Source organism: Pontibacter populi (assembly GCF_040278685.1).
Classification (GTDB): Bacteria; Bacteroidota; Bacteroidia; order Cytophagales; family Hymenobacteraceae; genus Pontibacter; species Pontibacter populi.
The window spans coordinates 22,509-48,241 of the sequence record NZ_JBEOKT010000006.1 but is presented as its reverse complement, the minus strand read 5'-3'; the positions used below and the strand labels follow the sequence as shown (position 1 = coordinate 48,241).

The following is a 25,733-nucleotide window of genomic DNA, read 5'->3' as shown; positions in this document are numbered from 1 at the left end:
ATTTAAAATCCAACAAAAACGCGTTTAAAATATTAATATTCAACTATGTTATCAAATCTAAACAAAAAGCAAACTTCCTTAAATTATACAAATTACACCGTTAAACATAAATGCGCTTTCATGCTAGGTTATAAGGTATTATCCGCCTATACTTGTAGCTCTTTTACCTGAACACATATCGGGTAAAAGTCAACTTTTAGCCGGGTATTGAATGAATAGCACGCTGACCTCAGAGTTCTATAGTACTATTATACAGAACAGCCACGACATGATCTCGATTTTAGATCCTTCCGGGGTTTATAAATACGTGAGCAATTCAGTAGAATTACATGTAGGCTTTAAGCCCTGTGAGCTGGTTGGCAATAATGCACTGCATTACATCCACCCCGATGACCTGCCATATATTTTAGAAGTACTACAGGCGATACCATCCGAAAAGCAGATAAAAGTGAAGCCGTTCCGGTACCTGCACCAGAATGGTAGCTGGCGCTGGCTCAGCCTGGTATTAACTAACATGCTCGAAAACCCGGTAATACAGGGCTATGTAACTAACGCGCACGACATAACCGACGAAGTTGAACTGGACCGGAAGCGCGAAAAGAGCGAGGCATACTATAAGGCATTGTTCTTTAACCACCCGGATCTTGTTTTTACGCTCAACGAAAATGGCCTAATAGATGAAAGCAATGCCAGTGTATCCCGTATCTCGGGTTACTTACCATCCGAGGCCATAGGCAAACACTTCACGCATTATATTGCTTCTTCTCACCTGCAGGAAGCGGTGCAAGCGTTTCGCAAAGTTATTGACGGAGGAGCACATACCTTCGAAACCAGGATCATTAACAAAAGCCAGGAATTAATAGACCTTTGCGTGACCCTGGTGCCCGTGTGGCTTGGTAACCGAATAACGGCAGTGCATTGCATTGCAAAAGACATTACGCAGGTAAAACTATCCGAAAGATTACTGAAAGAGCAGGCTGCACAGCTAAGCAACATACTGGGCAGCATAACCGAGGCCTTTTTTGCCCTGAACAAACAGTGGTGTTTTACTTATGCTAACCGTGTTTTTGCCGATTACTTTAAAGTACCTGCCGAAAGCATTATTAACCGCAACATCTGGCAGAACTCGCCGGAACTGGTGTACACCCTTTTTTACCATAAATGCCTGCAGGTAATGGCAACCGGCGAGGCAACGGAGTTTGAAGAGTACATTGAAACTATAGAGGCAACCATCAACTATAAGATATACCCTTTTGAGGATGGGGTAGCGGTTTGTTTTACGGATATAACGGCTAAGAACGCGACACAGAACGAATTGAAAAAACTGTCGCTGGTGGCAAGCAAAACGACCAACGGTGTTATTATTACAGATAAAAAAGGAAAAGTTGAATGGGTAAACGATTCGTTTACAAAACTGACTGGCTATACCCAGGAGGAGATGCAGCAACAGGACCCGATATCAAAATTACAGGGCCCTGACACAAATAAAGAAGACATTATTAACCTCAGAAGGTTGCTGGGCCTGGCTATCCCTTTTTCGGAGGAACTGCTTAGCTACAAAAAAGATGGCGAAAGGATCTGGATAGCCGCTGATATTACCCCGATCCTGAACGACGAGGATAAGATCGAAAAGTTCATCGTGATCTATACCGATGTATCGGACCGTAAATTTGCAGAAGAAAAGCTTTTGCAGATGAATGAGAACCTGGTGATGCAGAACCGCGACCTGCAGCAGTTCACCTACATTGTATCTCATAACCTGCGGGCACCAGTGGCTAACATGATGGGCCTGACACGCATACTTCCTAAACTTGATATAAACTCGCCGAGCTATACAACTGCCCTGCTAAGCCTGGATAAATCGGTATTGCGTCTCGATAACGTGATCTGCGACCTGACCAAAATTCTATCTGTTAAGAACCCTGAAAACGCGGAAACAACTGAAACTATAGAGCTGAAAAGCATCAGTGAAGAAGTGATTACCAGTATGCAGGATACCCTTTATAACCTGAATGCTACAGTAAGGCTGCACATACCCGATGACATTATACTGAACGCTAAAAGAGCATATCTGCATAGCATCATACATAACCTGGTAACCAATGCCATTAAATACCGCGCTGAAGAAAGAACGCTGCACATTGAACTGGTAGCAGAACACAAGCCACAGGGCACAACGCTACAGGTGCGCGATAACGGGTTGGGAATGGATATGGAAGTTGTACGACCACATATTTTTAAACTTTATAAACGTTTTCATGTACATACTGAAGGAACGGGCCTTGGTTTGTATCTTGTTAAGTCTCAGGTAGAAGCTATGGGTGGCACCATTGATGTAGAAAGTGCTAAAGGGCATGGCACTACATTCCGGGTATTCTTCAGGACGCAGCAGCATGATCGAAAGAGCGTATATAATTGACGATGACGAAATAAGCGTTTTTTTGACATCGACACTGCTGGAGTCAGCAGCATTTGCCCGGCATATAGAGTGTTACCAATTTGCCCAAGTAGCCCTCGAAAAGCTGCAGCATATACCTGACCAACAGCTCCCCGAAGTTATTTTCCTTGACCTGAACATGCCCGGACTTACCGGCTGGGACTTCCTTGATTCGTTGACCGAGCAACAGAACAGGTATCTAGGCAAATGCAGCATCTACATCCTGACCTCCTCTGTTGATAAGCAGGAAAAAGAACTGGCCCAAAGCTATAAACTTGTAAGCGGGTTCCTCAGAAAGCCACTGGATGAGCAAGAAATTGCCCGGATAAAAATATCCGTTTAACCTGCCATAGGCTGCCGGTAACTTATCAGGGGCTGGTGATCTTTTATAAAACAGTTTTCCGGGATAGCTTCTACGTGTTGCACCAGTAAATGCCTGAAGCCTTGTATAGGAACCAGCGCTATAGTTGCCCGCAATATCCGCTGCAGCTTTTTAAACTTACCATACAGTTTGTTAGGGTCAGCTTTAAAAAAGAAGAAGTAGTGTTCTGCATCTATCGCTTCGTAACCACAGAACTCGAGTAAACAGGCCGGTATCGTTTCCAGTTTATCCAGTTCTTCAATGTAATACGTTATTTTTTTGGATAGCGGAACTGGCACTTCTTCTGCTACAAGCGGCAACACCTGGTTTCTGCAAAAAGCATTTGGCGTGTATAAGGCCGGTAATTCGGCCATTAACGCAGCATAGTACGATTTAAATGTTTCCTTCAAGATAGTGTAAGTAGAGGGTTTGGATAAAAGGACATTTCTGCCCGATATCTTACCAAAAACTATCCTTAGCAGCCTATGGTTCATTATACCAAGTTATAGTTGCTATTTTCAAGCTATAGTTCCTACTCTTTTCCAAGTATAATTATATAGTATGGCGCGCTACGGATGGTAGCGTTTAACTTAACCGGCAGAAAATCTATTTAAGAAAAAATACTGCAAGTATAGAATTAAGAAAGCCAAATGAAATGCAGTGTGTTAAAAATGAAAGGAGGGAATAATGACAGGTATATTCGTTTACCTCAGAAGCTGATTAGTGTTTTATATGGCTATAGATTACGCCCTTGCTGCGTGTTTTCACCAGCAAGTATACAATTAGGTACTTAGATTGTTGGTGAAAACACCAACAATGGCTTGGGATGAAGTGAAGAATGGTTAAAATGAAAGACGGGAGCAATAAAATGATCAAAGAATTCACATCATCCACAAAAAATTAAAGCCATTAAAAAATGGCTTTAAAATAGGTAAACCTTATTGAAATATCTTTTAGTCTTATCTATAAAAATAAATAGCGCATCCAGCCATGCCTCGTTTTAAAAGCATGCCTATAGTTGTTACGCCAGTTCTTTCAGCAGTTTTCTTGATTTTACACGAACTGAAAGCCAGCCATAGTTACTGCGCAGGCGCTCAAAATTGTTACCTTCCACAATACCCTTAAACCCGGTTTCTGAAAGTACATTAACAAGCTCTTCGTCCTTCACCAGGAAATTATCCTGCACTAATCCGTAGCGGATAAAAGAACAGTTCAGCCCGTCTTCACTATCTTTAATAACCATTGTCTGGCTGTTTTCCAGACCCATCTTTAATCTCTCAAGCTCTTCCATTTCAATTAACATATCTACTAACTATACAAGCGGCTAACTCACTAAGTTCATTTTTTTATAAAATTAATACTAACTTTTACAAGTATCCAGCACTTTGTAGTGTAATTGGTAAACACACATATTTAATGGATAAATGATATAAAACTGGTAGTGACGGGATGATGGATTTCTTCAGCAGCTAACTATGGTTGTCTTTCTACGTTATCTAACTATGGACCAAACAAGCAACATGACTACCATTTTAAATGCAACCGACGCAGATCTGAGGCAGCTAGTTTTTCAGCAGGAACGTGTGATAGTGAAATTTATAGACCGGAACTGTGAGATTTGTAAAGCATTGGCTCCATCGTTCTTAGCCCTTTCGAAGCAGGACAGGTATACAGATGTGCTTTTCCTGAAAATGGATGCAAAAGAAAATCCGGTTTCCCGGAAGGAAGTAGAATTCAGCAGCTCCCCGTTTATAGCTACCTTCAAAAATGGTGTGCTAAAAGACTGTGGCTTGGTAAGCACCGAAGCAGAAATCCAAAAAATGCTGGAACAGCTAATGGCTTAAACCCGATACTATAGTTTGTATCCGGATGCCAGCAAACTATAGTTATAGTTAACTCACAACATTAATCTTCTATCAGGATACCCATTTTGCCCAGCTGGTAGTCACGCATGGCCTGCATCACCTCTATCTGGGTGTTCATCACAAATGGTCCGTACATCGATACTTCTTCATCTATGGGCTCTCCGGCAAGCAGCAGTATCCGGGCATCTTCTTTAGCCGTTAATGTACAGCCTTCTCCATCTAAGTTAAGCTCTGCAGCATGGTGACCTTCTATCAAACCATACCCCTGCAAGGTCACTTTTCCATCCAGCAGGTATAATACAGCATTATAGGTTTCAGGAATGGGTATGGTGCATGTAGCGCCTGCTTTAATAGTGATGCGCAGAATCAGTAGCGGCGTTAGCGTTCGTATCGGGCCTTTTACGTCTTCAAACCTTCCGGTTACAACCTGTACTTCATAACCATCTCCGGCTACAACAGGTGTTTCGTGGGCGTGCAGGGGTTGGTAGTTGGGCTGGCTCATTTTGTATTTGCGTGGCAGGTTTACCCACACTTGTATTATTTCCTGCACTCCTCCCCTTTCCTGTATGTCGTGTGGCGGGCGTTCGCTATGCATAATACCTATTCCGGCATCCATCCATTGGGTGCCGCCTTCATAAACTATACTGTTGTTGCGCCTGGAATCGCGGTGGTGCACGCCTCCTTTATAAATGAACGTAACCGGAGAAAAGCCACGATGCGGATGTGGACCGATTCCAGCCTTGCGCGGATCAATGTCGGGTGAAATAGTGGAGACATGATGGTGCAGCATCAGGAACGGATCTATCTGGTCTACCTGCTCCGTAGGAAAAGGCTGACGCACAGGTGCTCCGTTCATATCTACTTCTTCGGCATACAGCAGGCGCGCTACAGTTCTGTTTTTCATGGTAACTATAGTTAGTTTTTCTACAACGTACGAGATCGACAGCAAAATTATGCAAACCAACCGTACAACTATAGTTTATAGCAGCCAGCAAACAAAAAGGCCGACTTCTCAGCCGACCTTTTATAGTTTTAGCAGGAACGCTACCTGTTATAAGGTTCGTAAGTCTCGTAGCCGCCACTGTTCTGGCTGCGACCGTATCTAACGTTTTCGCTGTCTTTGTGCCTGATATCGCTGAAACTGGTGTACAAGCTACGCTGGTTATCGGGGCTATAACGGCCTACATTTGTGTTGCTTTCAAAATCGGATGTTCTTCTTTCGAAACCTGCGCCTTCGTCACCATAACGATTCCCGTAGCTTCTTCTGCTATAGTCTGAAGCATCTCTGCCAGAACTTCCTGAGAAATTACCCCGGCCACCGCCATACCCCGACATCGAAACATAATCCTCAACATTGCCTTCTCCGCCACTCATGGCACCATAATCAGAAGAGCCGCTAAAATCGCCATGCGCGCTATAGTTCGATCCTCCGAAAGCGGAACCACTATAGCCGCTTATTCTGCCCGAGCCATACCCCTGATCGTGAAGTCGATCCCGGTCCCGACGCATGCGCTGTGCTATATCTTCGCCGGTATCAGTGAAGCGGCCTTGGCTCCCAAAACCCGAGATGCCATAGCTCTGCCGTATATTACTTAAACCGCCTGTATCTCCTTTTACATTCCGGTTGTAATTATCACGCATGTCCTGGTTGCGGCGTCGGTACTCTTCGTTGCGGTCGCGGTCTGTACGGAAGCGGTTCTCATAGTCGCGGCCAAAGTCGCCATCACGGGTGGAGCGGTCCCAGTCTCTGCGGTTTTCAGCACCAAGTCCGCTGTGGTAATAATTATCTCTATCGTATCTTTCCATAGCTTTCTAAATTTGGTTTTACAGTTTATTTCCAGTGTACAACTATAGATCTGCATCCTTTTAAAAAAAGAAACTCGCCTGGAGTACAGGCACTGCATTTTGCTTCTATAGTTAACGGTATCGCTCTTCGTTGTCGCGGTCCCAGGAGCGGTTATAGTTGTTGCTGCCGCCAAAAACACTGCGTTCGCGGTCTAAGTCACGCTCGTCGTATCGGGTTGAGCCATAGCCACGCGGCATTCCTTCAAAAGATCTGTCAAAACCCTGGTTACGTTCATAGTTATCGATGCCATAGTTCCGTGATTCGTAGTCGTTGTTTCTGTCGCGGCCACCGGTGTTGTAATTTCCCCGGCTGCTATAGTCTGGTTCGCGGCTACCTTCAAAGCTGCCATAGTTTCGGCTGCTATAGTCTATATAATCTTCGTACGGAGCTGTGTTGTATTGGTCCTGGTTTTGTTGGCGGCTATAGTTGGAGTAGCCATATGCAGCGCCATCGTTGTAGTCATGTCTGCCTTGTCGGTAAAAGCTGTTTCGTTCGCTATCCCGGTCGGCATTAAAGTAATAATCGTTGCCACGCATGCTTCGCGCCGCACCCAATTCATGTCCGCCGTCTCTTCCCACCGATCTGTTCTGGTTATCGTAATCATGGGTATAGCCGCCATCGGAGCTTGTACCATAAAATCCGCCATAAGATCTGTCGCGGTCATACTCATCTCGTCTTCTCATAGTTCATTGGTTTAAGCGTACAACATTCTTTTATAAACGTCCCCATCCGGTTGCGGTTCTGCTTTACACATTTAATTACCAGACTTTTACTGATAACTCAATCGCTGCTTAACTAGCCGAACTATAAGATCTATAGTTTACTAAAATCAATTCAAAAGCAACATTAGCTATAGTTTACAGAGGCTCTCTTACCTCATAAAAACGGTTGCTCAGAGATATTTTTCACATAGTATGGCTGATTTAAAACCACAAAACCACACAGCGTTTGCAGACCAGAAACCCGGAACAAAATCTGCCAGAAAACCTGTTATAAACCGATGGACAAACCCGCTGCAGAACAGCTAAAACAATAGGCTTGCAGAAGGGTTAATTAATCAAGAAAAGGTTATGGATGCTCGTCTGTTGCTCTTACATTTACACCATCAGCGGATGCTGAAACGAGAATATAAATTTTACACATGTTAACGACAGATATATGTATAGTTGGCGCAGGCCCGGTGGGTTTGTTTGCCGTTTTTGAGGCAGGATTGCTTAAAATGCGCTGCCACGTTATCGATGCCCTGCCTATAGTTGGCGGACAGTTATCAGAAATTTACCCTAAAAAACCGATCTACGATATACCTGGTTTCCCGGAAGTTCTGGCCGGCGACCTGGTAAAGAACCTTGAGAAACAGATCGAGCCTTTCCACCCTACTTTTACCCTTGGCGAGCGCGTAGAGCACTTGCACAAACAGGAAGATGGCAGCTTTATAGTGGAGACATCGGAAGGCACCAAAGTAGCCTGTAAAGTGGTGGTTATTGCCGGCGGACTGGGTTCTTTTGAGCCACGCAAACCTGCCATCGAAAACCTGGAAACCTTTGAAGGCAAAGGCGTGAACTATATGGTACGCGACCCGGAAACCTTCCGAAGCAAAAAAGTAGTGATAGCCGGCGGCGGCGACTCTGCTCTGGACTGGGCTATTTACCTGGCCGGCGTTGCCGAAGACCTGACACTGGTGCACCGTGGAACTTCTTTCCGTGGAGCTCCCGAATCGGCGCAAAAGGTAGTAAGCATGGCTGAAGAAGGACACATTAAGCTTCTCCTGAAATCGAATGTAACAGATGTGCACGGCAACGGTAAACTGAATGCTGTAACAGTACTTGTAGATAATGCCACGCCTCATAATATAGAAACCGATTACTTTATCCCGCTCTTCGGGTTGGTGCCAAAGCTTGGCCCTATCGATGCTTGGGGACTGGAACTGGATAAGAGTGCGATCGTAGTGAACACCGTGGATTATTCTACCAACATTCCGGGGGTGTATGCCATCGGCGACATCAATACCTATCCGGGTAAATTAAAACTGATCCTTTGCGGTTTTCATGAGGCTGCTCTGATGGCGCAGAGTGCTTACAACATTGTATACCCGGATAAGAAATTCGTACTGAAATACACCACCGTAAACGGCATACAGGAACTATAGCACATGGAAGATTTAATAAAGATTATAGTTGAGACCCAGGATGGCCAGCGTGTAGAACTGGAAACCCCGACTGACATGGGCCTTTCGGTTATGGAAGTAATGAAAGCCAATGAACTGAATGTACCTGCTATTTGCGGCGGCATGGCTATTTGCGCTACTTGTCATGTTGAAGTGCTCGAAAGCGGTGAATTACCCGAAATGAACGACGACGAAGCTTTTATGCTCGAATCTTTGCCGCATGCAACGGCAACCAGTCGTTTATCGTGCCAGCTGCGTGTAACCCCTGATATGGATGGGCTTGTGGTAAGGCTGAAACCTGAAGCAGTATAAGATAGGATCACAAACTATAGAAAAGGTGCCTTGATAAACGGGGCACTTTTTTTATGGCTATCCCCGATATCAGGAGTTAGGCCGTTAAGTTCTGAAAAACTATCCCCTTGAGGGGATTATAGGGGTGTTAGCCAAGTTGTGAACTACTTACCAACGTCTTACCACTTTTGCCTTAGGCACAGTTTAAAGCGGCCAGAGTCCGCATGTAACTCACGCTCGCGGGACACGAGCGAGGGCGAAAACAACACTCCGGCATCAGGAGTGGGTTTGTACTATATCCATACCTTTCCTGCCGGCCCACAACCATAGCAGTATAAACACTCCTTCACCTGCAGCATCCAACAAGTAAATGTTACTGATCACATCCATCAGCGAATAATATACATCGATACCAATAAGGCCGGAGGCACCGCCAATTCCAAGCCACTTTATTTCCGGAGTCACCCGCTTTCGGAAACCTGCCGAGAGCAGCACAGCGCCAACTATAGTTATAAGCGTAGCTACAGTGTAGAGCAGCCAGATATCTTGCTTAGGCCCGGTCACAAACAGGAAACTGCCTAAATGCAAAAAGGGCCATAAGCCGGTTATAAACCAGTAAAGCCCTTGCAGTATGGCAACTGTATGTAGTTTCATGCTATCAGATCAGGCATGCAGCTGATCGAAGGTAGGAAGCGTAAACGTTTCTTTATCAGCCATTAAATGGACCCTCAAATTACACACCGTAAAAGGCTCTCCGGTCTCTATCTCAAAAATGGTATTGCGGGTAATGTTCATGCCATCAACTACAGTTACAAGTCCCGTCCCGATCACTTCTATGTCCTCACCGTTCGTAACAAGTATAGCAGTATCTTCTTCCAGGCCTATACCTATACAACCTGGGTTAGTAGCAATGCACTGGGTCATGCGCACTATGCGGCCCCGCTGAATAAAGTGGGTATCTATCGCCACGTTTTTCATGAACTCCAGCCCGGTGGTTATGCGCACATCGCCTTTCAGCATGCCTTTATTTGTTTCGCCCTCATAGATCATCGGGGTTGAGAGGGCAGCCGCTCCGGCACTGGTTCCGGCAACTATAAAGTCATCGAAGGTATAGCGTTCTTTAATTATCTCCAGAAAACAAGTGCCGCCAAGTATAGCTGTAAGTCTAAGCTGGTCACCGCCGGTTATCATAATGCCGGCCGCTTTTCGCACAATATCACAGTACTCCTCGTTCTCAGCATCTTTCCGGTCCTGTATGTTGATGACCTGCACATTTTTAACACCAAGCTCTGTAAACACCTTCACATAACTTTCGGCACTTAATTCGGGCTCTGCTGATGCGGTAGGTAAAACTGCCACCATCGGATTAACACCTTTCAGTTCCTTTACAAAACGCTTCAGTATCTCTTCTTTTATAAAGTCAGAACTAAGGCGCTGCACTTCGGTCTCCTCATCGTCTTTGCTCTCTTTGCCACCAATGGCCAGTAACTTGCCTTTTGGCACAGGCAACTTAGCCTGGCGTTTTTTAGAAGTCATGTTCTGCGGTTCGTTTTTCTTCTTTGCCATAGCTTTTACAGGTTAATCATAATTTCAGGGTTTTTTAAAGCTTTTTACTCTGGCTACAACCGAATCGGAAGCGGTGGGCTGGACAGAGAATATGACCCATCCTTCCCGTTTAGAATCCTTAGGCGCAAAAGCGATCTGCAATTCCGATGTTTCTTTCTCTTTGCCATTACTAAACAGTGTAAATTCAGCAATAACTTCTTCGGCGGTAGTGCCGCCTTTGTTCATAACAGTGACCTGGTACCGGTTTGGCGATTCAGCAGAGGGGTCATGGCGGGCTTCTACCATCACTTCCGGATCAGATGGGTTGTACGTTTTTACCTGGTAGCCCAGGTAGCCGAATATGGCAAGCAACATGAGCAGGCTGATTCCGAAAACAAGCCATTCCAGCCAGTTCTTTTCGTCATGATTGTTATCTTTCTGTTTATCTTTTTGATGATGGGTATCCATGTGCGCTTTCTTATTTTATGAGCAAACGGCCGGCTGATGCACCCAGCGACGACAGTACGCCTAAAACTATAGTTTGAGAAAATGCAGTCCAGAAACTTACGTTATCGAACCTGCCAAAGAACCAGAGCACAAACGCCGAAGCCATAAGTGCCACCAGGTAACTTACACAGGTATCAAAGGTCAGCCAGAACCACAGGTCACCAGGCTTTTTACCAGTTGTACCTTTAAAATCACTGAAATAGACCACTACTACACTCAACAGCAAGGAGGCTACAGCCATCAGCAACACATGCACCGGGGTTGCCTCCACGGCCAGCATCACCACTTCTTCGGTAGGTGCCACGTTTCCGCCGATCAGCAGCGCGCCGCAAAAAGCCAGCACCGCCATACCTATATGCCCTGGCTTCTTCTCTTCTTCCAGCTCTTCATTATGTTCGCGCTCTTCCTCTTCTTGGCCATCGGAGCCAAGTTGAGCCGTCCCTATCGATACCCCTATAGATACAGCCATCGCTTCAATAATCGTTTTACCCATTATCTCGTTTAGCGCCATATCTGCTATTTGAATACGGTTTAGCACTAGAAGTACAGCGTAAGAAAGTACCAGCCCAATACCCATCTCTTCTACCGAGTCGATCATGACGCTGCGCCACGAAACGCCGGGTCGCATGCCGGCATAGCGGTTATAGCCTAACAGTAACAGGTAGGTTACCACTACCAGCAGGAGCAATTGCAGCGGAGTAGCACTAAACCCGGCCCACCAAACCTCCATGGTATACAGCAACGGAAAACTAAAAAGCAGGCCTCCTGTTATGCCCCGTGCATACTCTTTCAGCGATTTTTTTACAGGTCTGTTTCCTAACAAGCAGCTCTATTTTTTTGTACTGTAGTTATTTTATGGCAGTATACGCTTGTGTAATATTTAAGGATAGGCATAGCCTGACAGGTACTAGTAACTGATTTCAATTTAACTCCAACCAACTATAAAATTTGTAAGATCTATAGTTCGAGCTTTTGTAAGAAATCATGTTAATGGCATCCTGAGATTGCACTAAAATTCAGCAGTTATACAGGTATTATACCGTTTTACTACACCCAAGAATTTGTATAGATATGGAGTGAGAGATTAAGCCTAAACTATAGTTTACATTGTGTTATATAGATGTTTCTATATTTTTGCGTAAACTAGTCTGAAAACAAACATGAAAAAATTACTTGCTACAGCAATCTTCGCTTTAATGGGCTCAGGCGCATTTGCACAAACTACGCAGGGCACTATAGTCATTTCTGGTTCTTTAGGAATTAACAGGAATAATGTTAAAAGCGAAAATCTTTACAACCCTCGTACAACGACACTAACAAGTGTGAGTTTAACACCGGGTGTTGGCTATTTTATTAATGACGGTCTTGAGTTAGGAGCTTCTTTCGGACTTAACTACTCTACCTATAAGCTAGACAGTAATAAAGAATCGGATACTTACAAAAGTAAAGACACTAACACTAGATTTGATTTCAGCCCATTTATCAGAAAGTATTTTATGCTTTCTGATAAGTTTGCTTTTACAGGAACTGCATCAGCAGGTTTTTCTATAGGTAAGCATGAATTTGAGGGTAGCACTAGCCCAATTACTATAGAATCCTCAACAAAGGGAGCTTTTGCTTACATAACCCCTGGTGTTTACTATTTTCCAACTGAAAAGATAGGATTGAGTGCCACTTTTGGTTCGCTTGGATATAGTGCAACGACATGGAAATCTGAAGAGGGGTCAAACAAAGAAGTTCAGTCAGATTTTGGCCTTAACTTAAGCAGCAGCACATTTGGCATCGGCTTTAGCTACTATATCAACCGTTAACAAATTATAGTTAAGTAACATCAAAAAAGGCCTGTGCATTTTATAGTTGCACAGGCCTTTCTGTTTAGCAAACCCAGAATTTCTAATTGGTAAATAGGTTATAAGATGGATGCACATGAACCACTTACTTCTGGCATAAATATTGCAACATCGCTATACTTAAATATCTTCTAATCTTAACCTAAAACAAACATGAAGAAATTATTTACAATTACTATTATAGGCCTTTTAAGCACAGGCGCATTTGCACAAACTAGTCAGGGCACTAAAGTGGTATCGGGATCTATGAGAATTTCAACCGATTCTGATAATAGTATGCATCAGGGATATTCCAGTCAAAATTACTCATCATTGTATTTGTATTTCTCTCCTAGTTTTGGCTATTTATTTAAAGAAAACCTTGAAGCAGGTTTATCAGTTGGGTATACATATAATGAAAGTGAATCTACTCAGGATCGAGATCTTTCGGATGATTATAATAGTGCCAACAAAAGCAATACATATGGTTTTAGCCCTTATCTGAAAAAATACTTTACGATATCAGAAAAGGTAGCATTAAGCACAAAATTTTCTGCAGGCTTAAGCTTTGGCAGAAGCAATTATGAAAGTACGAATGCCTACCCAGCTACTTCAGAATATAAGTCTAAAGGTATTTCTGCAAACTTTATTCCCGGAATCACATTTTTCCCATCAGAGAAGTTTGGCATATCTGCTAGCTTTGGCGATTTAGGATATCATTATACTACTTCAGAAAATGAAAATAATGGTTACAAATCAACTAGTAAAGATTTTGAACTGGATTTAAGCAGCAGCACATTCGGTATCGGCTTCAGTTATCATTTTTAAACATCAAGTACGAACTGTATAAACAAAAAGGCCTGTGCATTTATAGTTGCACAGGCTTTTCTATTTCTTCTGAATCAGCAATCAAGCAATTCAACAATTTATACTTACCAACCACTTGCCAGCACATCGGCAATGTGCATGGTTCTGATAGGCTTGTTCTGTTTTTTGATGTAAGCTTCTAAGTGCATCAGGCAGCTGCTGTCCGTCGAAACGATGAAATCAGCTCCGGTAGCTAACGCGTTGTCTACTTTTTGCTCCGCCATTGCTGAGGAGATCGCTTCGAACTTAACGGCAAACGTACCACCAAATCCGCAGCAGGTTTCGTTGTCTTCCATCTCCACCAGTTCAAAGCCTTCTACGTTTTGCAGCAACGCACGAGGGCCGGCTTTTATACCGCATTCGCGCAGGGCACTGCAGGAGTCGTGGTAGGTAAACTTAGCCGGTAACGATGCTCCTGGAATAGCTGTTATGCCCAACACATCAGTCAGAAACTCGGTAAACTCGTACACTTTTTTCTGCATAGCCCGGTACTTCACCAGGTTCGACGACTTCACAAAAATATCCTGGTAAGCATTGCGCACCATGCCCACACACGAGGCCGAAGGCGCTACAATGTAACTGGAAGTCTCGTTTGAGAAATCATCTAAAAACTTGGTTGCAACTTCGCGGGCTTCGCTAAAAAAACCGGCGTTAAATGCAGGCTGTCCGCAGCAGGTCTGGTTTGGGTTATAGTTAACTTCGCAGCCAACACTTTCCAGCACTTTTACCATGTTCATGCCTGTTTCCGGAAACATCTGGTCCACGAAGCAGGGAATGAAAATATCTACAATTATCTTTTTTGCCATAGGTTAAGAGAACACAGCATCAGACTGTGCAATGGCCGCCTGAAGTGCGGCGTTGTTCAGGTTCAAATTTACACCAATCGTGTTAAAGTAAGCTACTAAATTTTCGGTCGCCATATTACCTACCAGTTCATCCTTCGCCATCGGGCAACCACCAAACCCACGAATAGCGCCATCAAAACGGCGGCAACCGGCTGTATAGGCGGCTTCTGCTTTTTCCTTCCAGGTGGTTGGCGTGGTATGCAGGTGCGCCCCAAACTCAATATGTTCAAACTCCGGTATCAACGAACTGAACAGGTAATCAATATTCTCCGGGTTAGAAACGCCAATGGTATCAGAAAGCGAAATGATCTTTACCTGTAGTTTATCCAGTTCGCTAACGAAGTGCAACACAGTTTCGGTATCCCAGGGGTCGTTGTACGGATTTCCGAAACCCATGGAGATATAAGTTACCAATGTTTTATCGTGCTTATGGCAGATATCCTGGATATGAGCCAGTTGCTCCATGGCTTCGGCTATACTTTTGTTGGTATTGCGCTGCTGAAACGTTTCGGAAACAGATAACGGAAACCCCAGGTAATCGATCTGCTTGTGTTGTGCAGCATCTTCGGCACCGCGCACATTGGCAATTATAGCCAGCAGTTTAGATGTGGTGTTATCCAGGTCAAGGTTAGCCAGCACTTCGGCCGTATCGCTAAGTTGCGGTATGGCCTTAGGCGACACAAAACTCCCGAAATCTATAGTATCAAACCCTACCTGCAGCAGCTGGTTTATGTAGCTGATCTTAACATCGGTGGGTATAAACTTGTGGAGGCCCTGCATGGCATCGCGCGGACATTCAATTAGCTTCATAGTTTGGTTACCTATAGTTTGGGCTGTTGTTTCCGGGTTACTTTTAATACCAAAGATACAAATTTATAGTATTTGCCTGCGCGATTACTTTTAACAGGTACTTCGTTTTAATTTCGAAAATCATGCGTAACTTCATTCTGATAATAATCTATGACTCTCACCTGTAAACTATAGCCGGTTTATGACACAGATCTCAGGAAGTATAGTTCTGATTACAGGCGGTGCATCGGGCATCGGTAAAATAATGGGCCGGAAGTGTCTGCAACGCGGCGCCAGCCAGCTTGTTATATGGGATTTAAATCCAACTCTTTTAGAACAGACTATAACTGAGTTTACAGCCGAAGGTTTTACAGTTAGCGGGGCTATAGTTGATGTCTCTGATGCAGTGGCAGTGCAACAGGCAGCAACACAGGTGCTGAACGAAATTGGTGCCCCAACTATAGTTATCAATAATGCCGGTATAGTGGTAGGCAATACGTTTCAGGGGCACAGTTACCGCGATATTGAACGTACACTTGCCATTAATACAGCCGGGCCAATGTATGTTACCAAAGCTTTTATAGAGGCATTTATTGACCGGGGAAACGGTCATTTTGTAAACATTGCCTCAGCAGCAAGCTTAACCCCCAATCCTCGCATGAGTGTGTATGCCGCCAGCAAATGGGCACTATTGGGCTGGTCCGAGAGCCTGCGCCTGGAACTGGAACAGCAAGGCAAAGATCTGCATGTTACCTCGGTTACGCCAAGCTACATAAACACAGGTATGTTTGCCGGCGCACGCGGCCCACTCCTCACCCCCATCCTCGACCCCGAAGTTATTTCGGAAGCTATTGTACAGGCTATAGTTGCCAATAAAATTATAGTTCGTAAACCTGCCATCGTGCACCTTTTACCCTTGTTTAGGGGGCTTCTGCCAACACGCGTATTCGACTTTATAGTTGGTCGGATTTTTAACGTATACACCTCTATGGATCAGTTTACCGGTCGCCCTGCAACTGAGCAAACTTCCAACTATACCAAACCAACAGCTTAAGCCATGTCCATTGCTCAACCAAACACTGCTGACCAAACAACCCTGGACCAGGTGCAGTTGCTTTGCGGGTTACAGCGCAGGTATTTTACAGAAGGCAACACGCAACCTGTCGCTTTCCGGAAAGAGCAGCTCCGAAAGTTGCAGCGTGTACTAAAAAAACACGAGCAGGAATTGTTTGATGCTCTATATGCCGATTTCCGAAAACCAGCCCTGGAAGCGTTTGGTACTGAGATCGGGTTTATAGAGCTGGAACTGAAGCTTGCCATTAAAAACATTGACGACTGGACCAAGCCCCGCAAAGTACCTGAAACGCTGATCAATTTTCCGGCAAAAAGCTATGTTTACCCGCAGCCCTATGGTGTGGCCCTCATCATCTCTCCCTGGAATTATCCGCTTAACCTGCTTTTTACCCCTCTCATCGGGGCCATGACAGCCGGCAACTGCGCTATCTTAAAACCATCTGAAATTGCAGCAAATACAGCTGCAGTCGTGAAGCGTATCATCTCACAAAATTTTGATGAGCGCTATATTGCCGTTGTGGAAGGTGGCGTAGAGACGACACAGCATTTACTGGCTCAACGCTTCGACTATATCTTTTTTACCGGCAGTACCCAGGTAGGTAAAGTAATTATGAAAGCCGCAGCCGAAAATCTTACGCCGGTAACCCTGGAGCTTGGCGGAAAAAGTCCGGCTATAGTTGATATGGATGCTGACCTGGAGCTGGCTGCCCGTCGCATTTGCTGGGGTAAATTCCTGAATGCAGGCCAGACCTGTGTTGCCCCGGATTATGTGCTGGTGCAGGAAGATGTGAAAGAGGAACTGATACAGCAAATGGCCCGAAGCTTACAGGAATTTTACGGCGCCCAGCCAGCCGACAGCCCCGACTTTGCCCGTATCATAAACGACCGTCATTTCAAGCGGCTTTGCAACATGCTTACTCCGGAAAGCATCCGGGTTGGTGGCAAAACAGATGCGGAAAGCCGCTACATTGCCCCTACCATTTTAGAGATATCCTCCTGGGATCATCCGTCTATGCAGGAAGAGATTTTCGGCCCGATTTTACCGGTTATCCCTTTTAATGACCTGCACGAAGCTATTAACATGGTTAACCGGCACGAGAAGCCGCTCGCGCTTTACTTTTTCTCTACAAACAAGAGCCAGCAGCAACGCATACTCAGAGAAGTAACTTTTGGAGGAGGCTGCATAAACGACACCATTTCACACCTGGCTAACCCTAACCTGCCGTTCGGTGGAGTGGGCAATAGTGGTCTTGGTAGTTACCATGGAATTGCCAGCTTCGATGTGTTTTCGCACCAGAAAAGTATCCTGAATCGTGGCACCTGGCTTGACCTACCTTTCCGGTACCCGCCTTACGGCAATAAGCTAAAACTACTCCGCAAATTCTTTGATTGGCTGTAACAGGCTGTAAGCTGATTGACCGGCAAACTATAGCTCCGGAAGTGATCTCTAAAAAAGGTGCATATAATTTCGGTGAGTTGCGTATACTTCTTTAACACGATCACCCTACAAATTAATATGGAGAACCTGACACAATACTTAGACAAATCACTTTTGCCGCTGGAAGATAAAGTAAAAGAATATCTTAACATTGAGCGTGATATTCGCTTACTGGATGTAGAACTACTTTCATTGCAAAGCATAAAATCGGACTTTAACCCGGAGCAGCACGACCTGGAGCAGGGGATGAACGAGGGAGCCGGAAAAAGCGACCTTAATGATAAGGAGCAGAAAATGACAGAGCTTCTGGACAAGTATAACCACCTTCGTTCCGAGCTCATACAAATGCTTCCTGAGAAAAATAAATTCATAGAAATAAACCTTGGCTATGGCCCAAGCATGGTTGGTTACTTCACCATCGATCACGAAACCCGCCAGCCGTTGCCTGAACCAGTGCTACGTGTTGTACATTAACAACCTATAGTTTAACGGATTTCCGTCTCATACCTATAAAACAAAAAACCGCTGGCATCCAGGCGCCAACGGTTTTTGCTGTTTATAAGAGAAGCTTCTAATGGAATTGTTCTGCCTCGGTAGAACCTGCTAAGGCAGTCGTTGAAGTTGCTCCGGCGGTTACAGTATTTTGCACGGCATCGAAGTAACCGGTACCTACAAACGCTTTGGATTGTATGGAACGCGCAGCACGTCCGGTTATACTTCAGAAACAACAATGGCAACAAGAGGTAAACAAGGTATTGCAGCAACTTCAGAAACCTGAAACGCAACTATAAATCCAAATATATTAGCAACTTTGAGAGTATAGTTATAGTACTATATAAAGTTACGAAAGCTAAAAATTTAAAAATTCCGGTATCTTAATCTTATATCTATAAAATCAATTTGTAATTTGCTACTTGTATTAGGCTAACCATTAATCCGGCAGATGTCCCAGTTATTTTTCCGGCAAACCACCGTGTACGAGGAGTTCCAGACTCCGCTATCGCTCTTTGAGCTGCACCAGCAGATCAGGGAGGAGCTGGAAGTGGCTTTCCCGGAAAGTTATTGGGTAGTAGCCGAAATAGCCCAGATCACTCCTGACCGGCGAAAAGGCCATTGCTATGTGACTCTTGTTGACAAAGGCGACGATGCCCGCAATGTAGTGGCACAGGCACGGGCTACAATCTGGAGCGCCCGTTTTTCCATGCTAAGCCGTTTCTTCGAAGACAAGACCGGCCAGCCATTGAAAGCCGGGTTAAAGATCCTGTTTCAGGCAACGGTGCGTTTCCATGAACTGTATGGCCTTAGCCTGGATATCCAGAACATTGACCCGAACTATACCATCGGTGACCTTGCACGCCAGCGACAGGAAACCCTTAAGCGACTGGAAGCAGAAGGCTTACTGACAGCCAACAAAGAACTGGAGCTTAATGAAGTACCTCAACGTCTGGCTGTAATTTCATCAGCCACAGCAGCCGGTTACCAGGATTTTATTCATCAGTTACAAAATAATGCGTACGGCTATAGTTTCCATACCACGCTTTTCCCCGCCACAGTGCAGGGCAACGAAGCACCGGCTTCTGTAAACAAAGCCATGGCGCAGATCGCAAACTATAAAGAGCGGTTTGATGCTATTGTGATCATTCGTGGTGGTGGTTCGCAGACCGACCTGAGTTGTTTTGATGACTATACTATAGCTGCAGCTATTGGGAATGCCCCGTTGCCGGTACTGACAGGTATAGGCCATGAGCGCGACGAAAGTATTGCCGACCTGGTAGCACACACGCGGCTAAAAACACCGACAGCCGTAGCTACTTTCCTGATCGATCGTTTCAGAACGGCAGAAGAATATACCGAAAGCCTATACGACAGCATCCGGATGTTTACAGCACAGCAACTGAACCTGACAGAAGATAAACTGGAGCGTGTACGGCTACGCATCTCAAACACGACCAAAGATTTCCTGACAGAAGGCCGGGAGTTACTGGAGAATTTATCGCGGGGTTTACTGGTTAAACCAAAAGCTTTCCTCGAAGGACAGAAGCATGTTGTAAGTGACTTGGAGCGTGATATAAGTGCGACCACCAAAGACCGGATGCACCAGCGGGAACGTTATTTGAGCGAACTTGCCGTTTGCGTGGAAGGAAAAGCACAGCGTTATCTGCACATGAAAGAGCACGAACTGAACACACTCAGCCATTGTGTGGAGACGGAAGTGAAAGAGAACATTAAACTAAAACAGATCAGTTTTACCAAACAAAGCGATAAGCTGGCATTTGCCACAACCCGAAAACTGCAGAACGACGAACACCGTCTCAGGTTAATTGAGGCAAGTATACATGCTAATAACCCGGAAAGGCTGTTGCTGCGTGGTTATACCTTAACGTTGGTTAATGGCAAGATCATAAAAAGTATAGCCCAGGTGCAGGATGGCGATGTAGTAGAAACCAGAATGAAGGACGGCACCATCCATAGTATAATTGTAAACAAAGAAGCAAATGACACCCTTTAAAGATATCAGCAGCATGACTTACCGCGAGGCAACGCAGGAACTTGAAGAAATTCTGAGAGCCATTGAAAACGACGCGGTTGATGTAGATGAACTAACCCAGAAAGTGCAGCGCTCGTCGCAGCTCATAAAGTTGTGCAAGGATAAGCTACGCGCCGCCGAAAAAGCAATAGACCAGGTATTTAACGAAGAGAACTGCGAAGAACCAGCCAAGCCAAAGAAAACAGAAGGTAAGGCAAGCGGTACTTTGTTTTAGGGTTTAACTATAGTTTGGGCTATAGTTCTATAGTTGGCGTTACTGGCGCGAGTCTATAGACTCGTGACTTCCTGTGAATGTTGAGTCTCCTGACTCAACTGGCCCGATAGGGACAAACATGGCAAAGGCTGAAGCTATAATTTTATAGTCTGTGTAATCCAACCACCCCCAACCCTTCAGAGCTACGATATCTACCTTCGAAATCACTTCTCGGTAGTCTAAGGCGGGGAGTTTTATCTGATACAGCTATAGTTAGCCTTGTAGTTTCATTTTAACTGTTTGTCATCCCCCTGCCCCCTTCAAAGGGGGACTTTCCACCATTGCTATAGTTTCTTTATAGTTCTATAGTTACATTCTATCCACGGACAGGTCGCGACCTGTCCCTACGGAACTATAGCCACGATAAATGTCGCAGCTTACCGGTTCTAACTATAGTTCAGCGGTTGCTATGAGAAAGATCTCAGTCTTTGGGTTGAGCGCCTTGTGAATATCTGGTGCCGCAGGCATTGCGACGAAGGAGCAAAAGAGATTCGCACAGCGCGATGCCCGAAGACGGGGCCTCCCGGCCGTGAGGGCACCAAAGCTAACTATAGAACTATAGGTCAGTAAAGCTCCCAGGATTAGAAGGCATTTGAAAGGATAGCTTGGTACGATTTAGAACTATGGCTAACTATAGGACATATAAGATTTCTCGCAGCTATGCTGGCTCTTTTCGACTCGCATCTCAGGAATGCTCGAAATGACAAAAGTAAAACTATAGGACAAATAAGATCGCTCGGGATGATATTCATATAAATTCCTCTAAACAAGTAAAGCCACTTTACAGTGGCTTTACTTGTTTAAGTTCATCCCGTCATTTTAGCATTAGGAGGAATTTCTTTCGATTCCTGTTTCACCAGCTTAGTTAACATATCCCTTACTTCACCCGGGCCATCTAAATGGTACTTGGCTATAGAATAGGAGTTGCCGGTTTTTATAGTGTATGCATTGCGCGGCATGGCTTTAAATATTTCTTCGTCGCCCCAGTCGTCGCCTACGGCCAGCACAAACTCATGCGGGTACATGTTCAGCCAGTGGCTGGTTGCTTTGCCTTTATTCACTTCCTGGGCTTTAATCTCTACAGCCATTTGCCCATCCAGCACCTGCAGGTTACTGTTGGTAGCCAGGAAATTCAGGTGATTTACCAGTTCACGGGCACGCAGTTCGCCTAACCCGGTTTCGACGCGGCGGTAATGCCATACAAGCGAGTATTCCTTTTCTTCAATAAACGATCCCGGCGTGCGGTCAACATATAGTTCCAGAATCAGGCGGATATCGCTTTTCCAGTCGTCCATCAGGCTCATCATGGTTTTCCAGCCCGACCCTCGTTGTTTCAGCCAGACACCGTGCTCTGCCACTATATCCAGGTTCAGGTGACCCAGCCAGTCTTCCATGTTTGCTTTTTCGCGGCTACTGATCACGACTACCCTGTTTTTCGGGTTATTACTCAGATTCTCCAGCAACTCCAGCAAGTCTTCGTCCGGACGTGCCATCAGTGGTTTAGCTTTATAGTTGGTTAGCGCGCCATCATACTCCAGGAATATCAGGCGTGAACCGGCTAATTCATAAGAGTCGCTCATTTCCTGGAACGTAGCATCATCAAGATAGCTTGTCTCCAGCGACATCTGCTTGATCTTCACATAAGACAAGCGATCCATGAACAGGCCTACCCAGTGGTGGATGTTATAGCGCTTAAGAGTGTCCTGCATGGTGGCCATGTGTACCTTTTGCTCCTCAACAGGCATCGTTAAGGCCTCGTACATAGCGCTTACCATTTTATTTATATCATTCGGGTTGATCAGCAGTGCATCAGATAACTCTTTGGATGCTCCGGCCATTTCGCTTAGAATCAGCACACCGGTTTGGTCCAGTTTACTGGCCACATATTCTTTACAGACCAGATTCATGCCATCGCGCATTGGCGTAACCAGCGCTACATTGGCCATGCGGTAAAATGCAGAAAGCACCTCCAGAGGCAACGATCTGTAAAAATATTGTATAGGGTTCCAGTGAATATCGCTGTACTTACCGTTTATGCGGCCAACCAACTCATCAACTTCTTCTTTCAGTTCTTTATACTTCTCAACAGCATCTCGGCTAGGCACCACCAGCATTACCAGCGTTACTTTGCCATGAAACTCAGGATATTTTTCAAGGAACAACTCAAAAGCCTGTAAGCGTTGCGGAATACCTTTAGAGTAATCAAGCCTGTCGATGGAGATAATGATGTTTTCGGTACCTACATTTTTGCGGTATTGCTGCTCCAGTTTCATTACCTTTTCAGAGGCTGCAACTTCAGAATACTTATCATAGTCGATACCCATCGGGAATGAATCAACTAAAAGCGAACGGTTACCGGTGTTTATCCAGCCATGCATGCCGCCGTAGCCAATAATGCGGTTAACCGAACTCAGAAAATGGCGCATATCGTCGTACGTATGAAAACCTACCAGGTCGGCACCCAGCATGCCTTCCAGCAACTCTTTACGCCACGGCAATAATCTGAAAACTTCGTAACTCGGGAAAGGTATGTGCTGAAAGAAACCTATCGTTGCATCGGGCAGCTTTTCGCGGAGCATAGAGGGCAACAACAGCAACTGGTAGTCATGCACCCAAATGGTATCGTTAGGGCTGGCATGCTTTACTATTTCATCGCAATATTTCTGGTTTACTTCAACGTATGTTTCCCACAGGTTTTGCTCGTAAATGGCATACTGGCTGAAATAATGAAAGGTGGGCCAAAGGGTTTCGTTGCTAAATCCTTCGTAAAATTCTTTTACCTCGTTCTCTGTCAAAAAAACAGGGTACATATTATCCTTCCGGATATCCTCGATAACGATTTTCTGTTTCCCGGTATCTTCTATTACCATTCCTGGCCAGCCTATCCAGAGGTTATCCTGCTTTTTATAGATCGATCCGAGGCCTGTAGCCAGGCCCCCTTCACTGGTTGTATAAGTAAGTTTTCCATCCTTCTCCTGCAGTTTTACCGGCAGCCGGTTAGATACGATAATGAGTTTTGCCATTAGAAAAAAGTAACGTTATAAACTGGCAATTAAACTAGCTTATTTAATGGCTTTTCAGCCGGTTATAGTACAATATGTGGTATGAGCCTGAGCTGAATCCAAGGTGGCTCTTGTAATATTACGTAGGAAATCATGTTACGTTCCGACTATATTCAGTTTTTACTATAAAGCTTTCTTTATTACTGTTTTATAGTTCATCCCCACCCCAACCTATACCTGCAAAAGCCTGGCGATAACCTCTGGCAAACTTAAACAGTACCTATGCAGAAGTAAAAGCAGCATGAAACCTGCTGACAACCTATAGCTCATGGATAGACTCCGAACTTTTATTGACCACCTCGATAACCTGGCCATTACGCTGCTGATCTTTTTCATCAGCATACTACTGGGCCTGTTGCTCAAATACATCCTGTTTAAGATGCTGGACCTGTACAACCGCAACGCTGATCCGCGGCTGGTATCCTCGCTTACCAAACACCTCAGTCAGCCACTTACGCTGTTTCTGCCCTTACTTTTTGTGGCCATGGCATTGCCTACGGTACCGCTCTCAGATAACAGCATCCACACCTTACGGCGTATTTTAGAGATACTCAATATTCTTGTGTTTGCCTGGATACTGATAAAACTGGTTTCTGTAGTTCAGGACATGGTTCGCCATAAATATGATATTGGCAAAGCCGACAATTTCAGGGAACGCAAACTTATTACACAACTGCAGTTTATCCGGAGGCTTTCAATTATCATGATCGCGTTTATTGCCGGGTCTATGGTCTTGCTACAGTTCGAGGCAGTAAGGTCGCTGGGTACAGGTTTGCTTACATCGGCGGGTATTGCAGGTGTGGTGGTCGGTTTTGCAGCGCAGCGGTCGCTGGCAAATTTGCTGGCCGGTTTGCAGATCGCTTTTACTCAACCTATCCGTATAGATGATGTACTGGTGCTTGAAAATGAGTTTGGCCGTGTAGAAGAAATAACGCTGACCTATGTGGTAGTGCGCATCTGGGACAACCGGCGTCTTATTATTCCGCTCAATTATTTCATCGAGAAACCCTTTCAGAACTGGACACGCACAAGTACCGAAATTCTGGCCACGGTCTATTTTTACACGGATTACAACGTACCTGTTGATGTACTTAGAAAAGAGCTGAACCGCATACTAACGGAAACTGAACTATGGAGCGGGGAAGTGGCCGGCCTGCAGGTAACAGATGCGCAACAGGATAATGTACAGCTCCGTGCGCTTTTCAGTGCCCGAAACTCCGGCGAAGCCTGGGACCTGCGTTGCATTGTGCGGGAAAAACTACTTTTCTTTATCCAGAAAAACTATCCGGATGCGTTACCTAAACTACGGGCATCCGTAACAGGCAACATCGCACCGAACTAGAACTATAGCTGCCTGCCTATAACTTTATTTGCTCATGAACTTATTTAACGGACTGGACCCAACTATAGTAGAGTGGGTCATTATTCCTCTATTGATCTTTTTTGCCCGAATTATAGATGTAACGCTGGGTACGTTGCGCATTGTATTTATCTCGAAAGGTGACAAGATGATAGCGCCTGCACTGGGTTTCCTGGAGGTGCTGATCTGGCTGGTGGCTATAACACAGGTAATGCAGAACCTGAACAATGTGGCCTCTTATCTGGCCTGGGCAGGTGGCTTTGCGACCGGCAATTTCCTGGGGCTGCGCATAGAACAGAAACTGGCGCTTGGCCAGATGGTGGTACGTGTTATCACCGTAGACTCTGCCACCCAGCTGATTGACAGACTAAAAGGACATGGCTACAGGCTAACCTGTGTAGATGCCCGCGGAACCCGTGGCAAAGTAAATCTGCTCTTCATGATCGTGAAGCGCAAAAAGTTACAGCACGTTATTGATATTATCCGGGAGTATAATCCGCAGGCTTTTTATTCTATAGAAGACGTACGATCGGTTTCTGACCATGGAACGCCCCAGGAAGAATCTGAAAGAGGACTAAGCTTACGTCGCATCTTCCCGCTCCGTAAAGGAAAATGATTTATAGTTTAGGAGTTAGAGAGCTTGTGAGTTAGA

At 45.1% G+C, this 25,733-nt stretch carries 27 protein-coding genes; 15 read left to right on the top strand and 12 right to left on the bottom strand.

All coding sequences use genetic code 11. The annotated features are described in order from the left end of the window. The first annotated feature begins 211 nt into the window (after positions 1-211). Entirely contained in the window at positions 212-2,419 is a 2,208-nt protein-coding gene (locus ABS362_RS08275) for a PAS domain-containing sensor histidine kinase (RefSeq protein WP_350411942.1), read from the top strand. 22 nt (positions 2,420-2,441) lie between these two features. After that, on the top strand, positions 2,442-2,780 hold the full coding sequence (locus ABS362_RS08270; RefSeq protein ID WP_350411940.1) for a response regulator: 339 nt from the start codon (positions 2,442-2,444) through the stop codon (positions 2,778-2,780). Here ABS362_RS08270 and ABS362_RS08265 read toward each other — a convergent pair. Together ABS362_RS08265 and ABS362_RS08260 are read right to left on the bottom strand one after the other, a co-directional pair. Further along, positions 2,777-3,208, bottom strand: coding sequence for a hypothetical protein (locus ABS362_RS08265; RefSeq protein WP_350411938.1), 432 nt, complete (start codon positions 3,206-3,208; stop codon positions 2,777-2,779). The genes ABS362_RS08270 and ABS362_RS08265 overlap by 4 nt on opposite strands. A gap of 611 nt (positions 3,209-3,819) precedes the next feature. After that, complete coding sequence (locus tag ABS362_RS08260) at positions 3,820-4,101, bottom strand: hypothetical protein (RefSeq protein WP_350411937.1); 282 nt, start codon at positions 4,099-4,101, stop codon at positions 3,820-3,822. A gap of 199 nt (positions 4,102-4,300) precedes the next feature. On the opposite strand from ABS362_RS08260, the gene ABS362_RS08255 reads away from it, so the two are divergent. Continuing rightward, complete coding sequence (locus tag ABS362_RS08255; RefSeq protein WP_350411936.1) at positions 4,301-4,642, top strand: thioredoxin domain-containing protein; 342 nt, start codon at positions 4,301-4,303, stop codon at positions 4,640-4,642. A gap of 61 nt (positions 4,643-4,703) precedes the next feature. Here ABS362_RS08255 and ABS362_RS08250 read toward each other — a convergent pair whose 3' ends face one another. From ABS362_RS08250 to ABS362_RS08240, 3 genes are all read right to left on the bottom strand, one after another. Beyond that, on the bottom strand, positions 4,704-5,567 hold the full coding sequence (locus ABS362_RS08250; RefSeq protein WP_350411935.1) for a pirin family protein: 864 nt from the start codon (positions 5,565-5,567) through the stop codon (positions 4,704-4,706). A 140-nt stretch (positions 5,568-5,707) separates the two neighbouring features. Further along, positions 5,708-6,469, bottom strand: coding sequence for a hypothetical protein (locus tag ABS362_RS08245; protein WP_350411934.1), 762 nt, complete (start codon positions 6,467-6,469; stop codon positions 5,708-5,710). Positions 6,470-6,580: 111 nt separating this feature from the next. After that, positions 6,581-7,192, bottom strand: a complete 612-nt coding sequence (locus ABS362_RS08240; RefSeq protein ID WP_350411933.1) for a hypothetical protein — start codon at positions 7,190-7,192, stop codon at positions 6,581-6,583. A gap of 458 nt (positions 7,193-7,650) precedes the next feature. On the opposite strand from ABS362_RS08240, the gene ABS362_RS08235 reads away from it, so the two are divergent. Beyond that, positions 7,651-8,655 carry an NAD(P)/FAD-dependent oxidoreductase gene (locus ABS362_RS08235; protein WP_350411932.1) on the top strand — a complete coding sequence of 335 codons (1,005 nt, stop codon included), beginning with the start codon at positions 7,651-7,653 and terminating at the stop codon, positions 8,653-8,655. Between the two features lie 3 nt (positions 8,656-8,658). Further along, entirely contained in the window at positions 8,659-8,985 is a 327-nt protein-coding gene (locus ABS362_RS08230) for a 2Fe-2S iron-sulfur cluster-binding protein (RefSeq protein WP_350411931.1), read from the top strand. A 255-nt stretch (positions 8,986-9,240) separates the two neighbouring features. On the opposite strand, the gene ABS362_RS08225 is transcribed toward ABS362_RS08230, so the two are convergent. Genes ABS362_RS08225 through ABS362_RS08210 form a run of 4 tightly spaced genes read right to left on the bottom strand, consistent with a single transcriptional unit; the run spans position 9,241 to position 11,839 of the window. After that, entirely contained in the window at positions 9,241-9,618 is a 378-nt protein-coding gene (locus tag ABS362_RS08225) for a hypothetical protein (protein ID WP_350411930.1), read from the bottom strand. A gap of 9 nt (positions 9,619-9,627) precedes the next feature. Then, positions 9,628-10,530, bottom strand: a complete 903-nt coding sequence (locus ABS362_RS08220) for a cyanophycinase (protein WP_350411929.1) — start codon at positions 10,528-10,530, stop codon at positions 9,628-9,630. Positions 10,531-10,554: 24 nt separating this feature from the next. Continuing rightward, a complete protein-coding gene (locus ABS362_RS08215) occupies positions 10,555-10,977 on the bottom strand; it encodes a hypothetical protein (RefSeq protein ID WP_350411928.1) in 423 nt (140 codons plus the stop codon). Between the two features lie 10 nt (positions 10,978-10,987). After that, entirely contained in the window at positions 10,988-11,839 is an 852-nt protein-coding gene (locus tag ABS362_RS08210; protein WP_350411927.1) for a TIGR02587 family membrane protein, read from the bottom strand. 337 nt (positions 11,840-12,176) lie between these two features. Here ABS362_RS08210 and ABS362_RS08205 point away from each other — a divergent pair, with 337 nt between their 5' ends. Together ABS362_RS08205 and ABS362_RS08200 are read left to right on the top strand one after the other, a co-directional pair. After that, entirely contained in the window at positions 12,177-12,827 is a 651-nt protein-coding gene (locus ABS362_RS08205) for an outer membrane beta-barrel protein (RefSeq protein WP_350411926.1), read from the top strand. Positions 12,828-13,019: 192 nt separating this feature from the next. After that, the gene (locus ABS362_RS08200; RefSeq protein WP_350411925.1) at positions 13,020-13,673 is read left to right on the top strand and encodes a hypothetical protein; all 654 of its coding nucleotides are present in this window, start codon (positions 13,020-13,022) and stop codon (positions 13,671-13,673) included. A gap of 104 nt (positions 13,674-13,777) precedes the next feature. Here the strand turns inward: ABS362_RS08200 and ABS362_RS08195 are convergent, their stop codons facing one another. Then, a complete protein-coding gene (locus ABS362_RS08195) occupies positions 13,778-14,518 on the bottom strand; it encodes a (Fe-S)-binding protein (protein ID WP_350411924.1) in 741 nt (246 codons plus the stop codon). A 3-nt stretch (positions 14,519-14,521) separates the two neighbouring features. Then, positions 14,522-15,367, bottom strand: a complete 846-nt coding sequence (locus ABS362_RS08190; RefSeq protein ID WP_350411923.1) for a hydroxymethylglutaryl-CoA lyase — start codon at positions 15,365-15,367, stop codon at positions 14,522-14,524. 181 nt (positions 15,368-15,548) lie between these two features. Here ABS362_RS08190 and ABS362_RS08185 point away from each other — a divergent pair, with 181 nt between their 5' ends. The 6 genes from ABS362_RS08185 to ABS362_RS08160 all read left to right on the top strand — a co-directional run bounded on the left by ABS362_RS08185 (position 15,549) and on the right by ABS362_RS08160 (position 21,229). Beyond that, positions 15,549-16,400, top strand: a complete 852-nt coding sequence (locus ABS362_RS08185; RefSeq protein WP_350411922.1) for an SDR family oxidoreductase — start codon at positions 15,549-15,551, stop codon at positions 16,398-16,400. 3 nt (positions 16,401-16,403) lie between these two features. Beyond that, entirely contained in the window at positions 16,404-17,819 is a 1,416-nt protein-coding gene (locus tag ABS362_RS08180; RefSeq protein WP_350411921.1) for an aldehyde dehydrogenase, read from the top strand. A gap of 117 nt (positions 17,820-17,936) precedes the next feature. Then, complete coding sequence (locus tag ABS362_RS08175) at positions 17,937-18,332, top strand: hypothetical protein (RefSeq protein ID WP_350411919.1); 396 nt, start codon at positions 17,937-17,939, stop codon at positions 18,330-18,332. 469 nt (positions 18,333-18,801) lie between these two features. Continuing rightward, a complete protein-coding gene (gene xseA / locus ABS362_RS08170) occupies positions 18,802-20,367 on the top strand; it encodes an exodeoxyribonuclease VII large subunit (protein ID WP_350411918.1) in 1,566 nt (521 codons plus the stop codon). After that, complete coding sequence (xseB, locus tag ABS362_RS08165) at positions 20,354-20,620, top strand: exodeoxyribonuclease VII small subunit (protein WP_350411917.1); 267 nt, start codon at positions 20,354-20,356, stop codon at positions 20,618-20,620. Before xseA ends, xseB begins: the two co-directional genes overlap by 14 nt. A 483-nt stretch (positions 20,621-21,103) precedes the next feature. Next, positions 21,104-21,229 (top strand): hypothetical protein, encoded by a 126-nt coding sequence (locus tag ABS362_RS08160; RefSeq protein ID WP_350411916.1) that lies wholly within the window; start codon positions 21,104-21,106, stop codon positions 21,227-21,229. Between the two features lie 236 nt (positions 21,230-21,465). Here ABS362_RS08160 and ABS362_RS08155 read toward each other — a convergent pair whose 3' ends face one another. Next, the gene (locus ABS362_RS08155; protein ID WP_350411915.1) at positions 21,466-23,682 is read right to left on the bottom strand and encodes a bifunctional alpha,alpha-trehalose-phosphate synthase (UDP-forming)/trehalose-phosphatase; all 2,217 of its coding nucleotides are present in this window, start codon (positions 23,680-23,682) and stop codon (positions 21,466-21,468) included. A 307-nt stretch (positions 23,683-23,989) separates the two neighbouring features. Between ABS362_RS08155 and ABS362_RS08150 the strand changes: the two genes are divergently transcribed. Beyond that, positions 23,990-25,063, top strand: coding sequence for a mechanosensitive ion channel family protein (locus tag ABS362_RS08150; RefSeq protein WP_350411914.1), 1,074 nt, complete (start codon positions 23,990-23,992; stop codon positions 25,061-25,063). Between the two features lie 34 nt (positions 25,064-25,097). Next, positions 25,098-25,697, top strand: a complete 600-nt coding sequence (locus ABS362_RS08145; RefSeq protein ID WP_350411913.1) for a DUF2179 domain-containing protein — start codon at positions 25,098-25,100, stop codon at positions 25,695-25,697. Positions 25,698-25,733 lie beyond the last annotated feature (36 nt).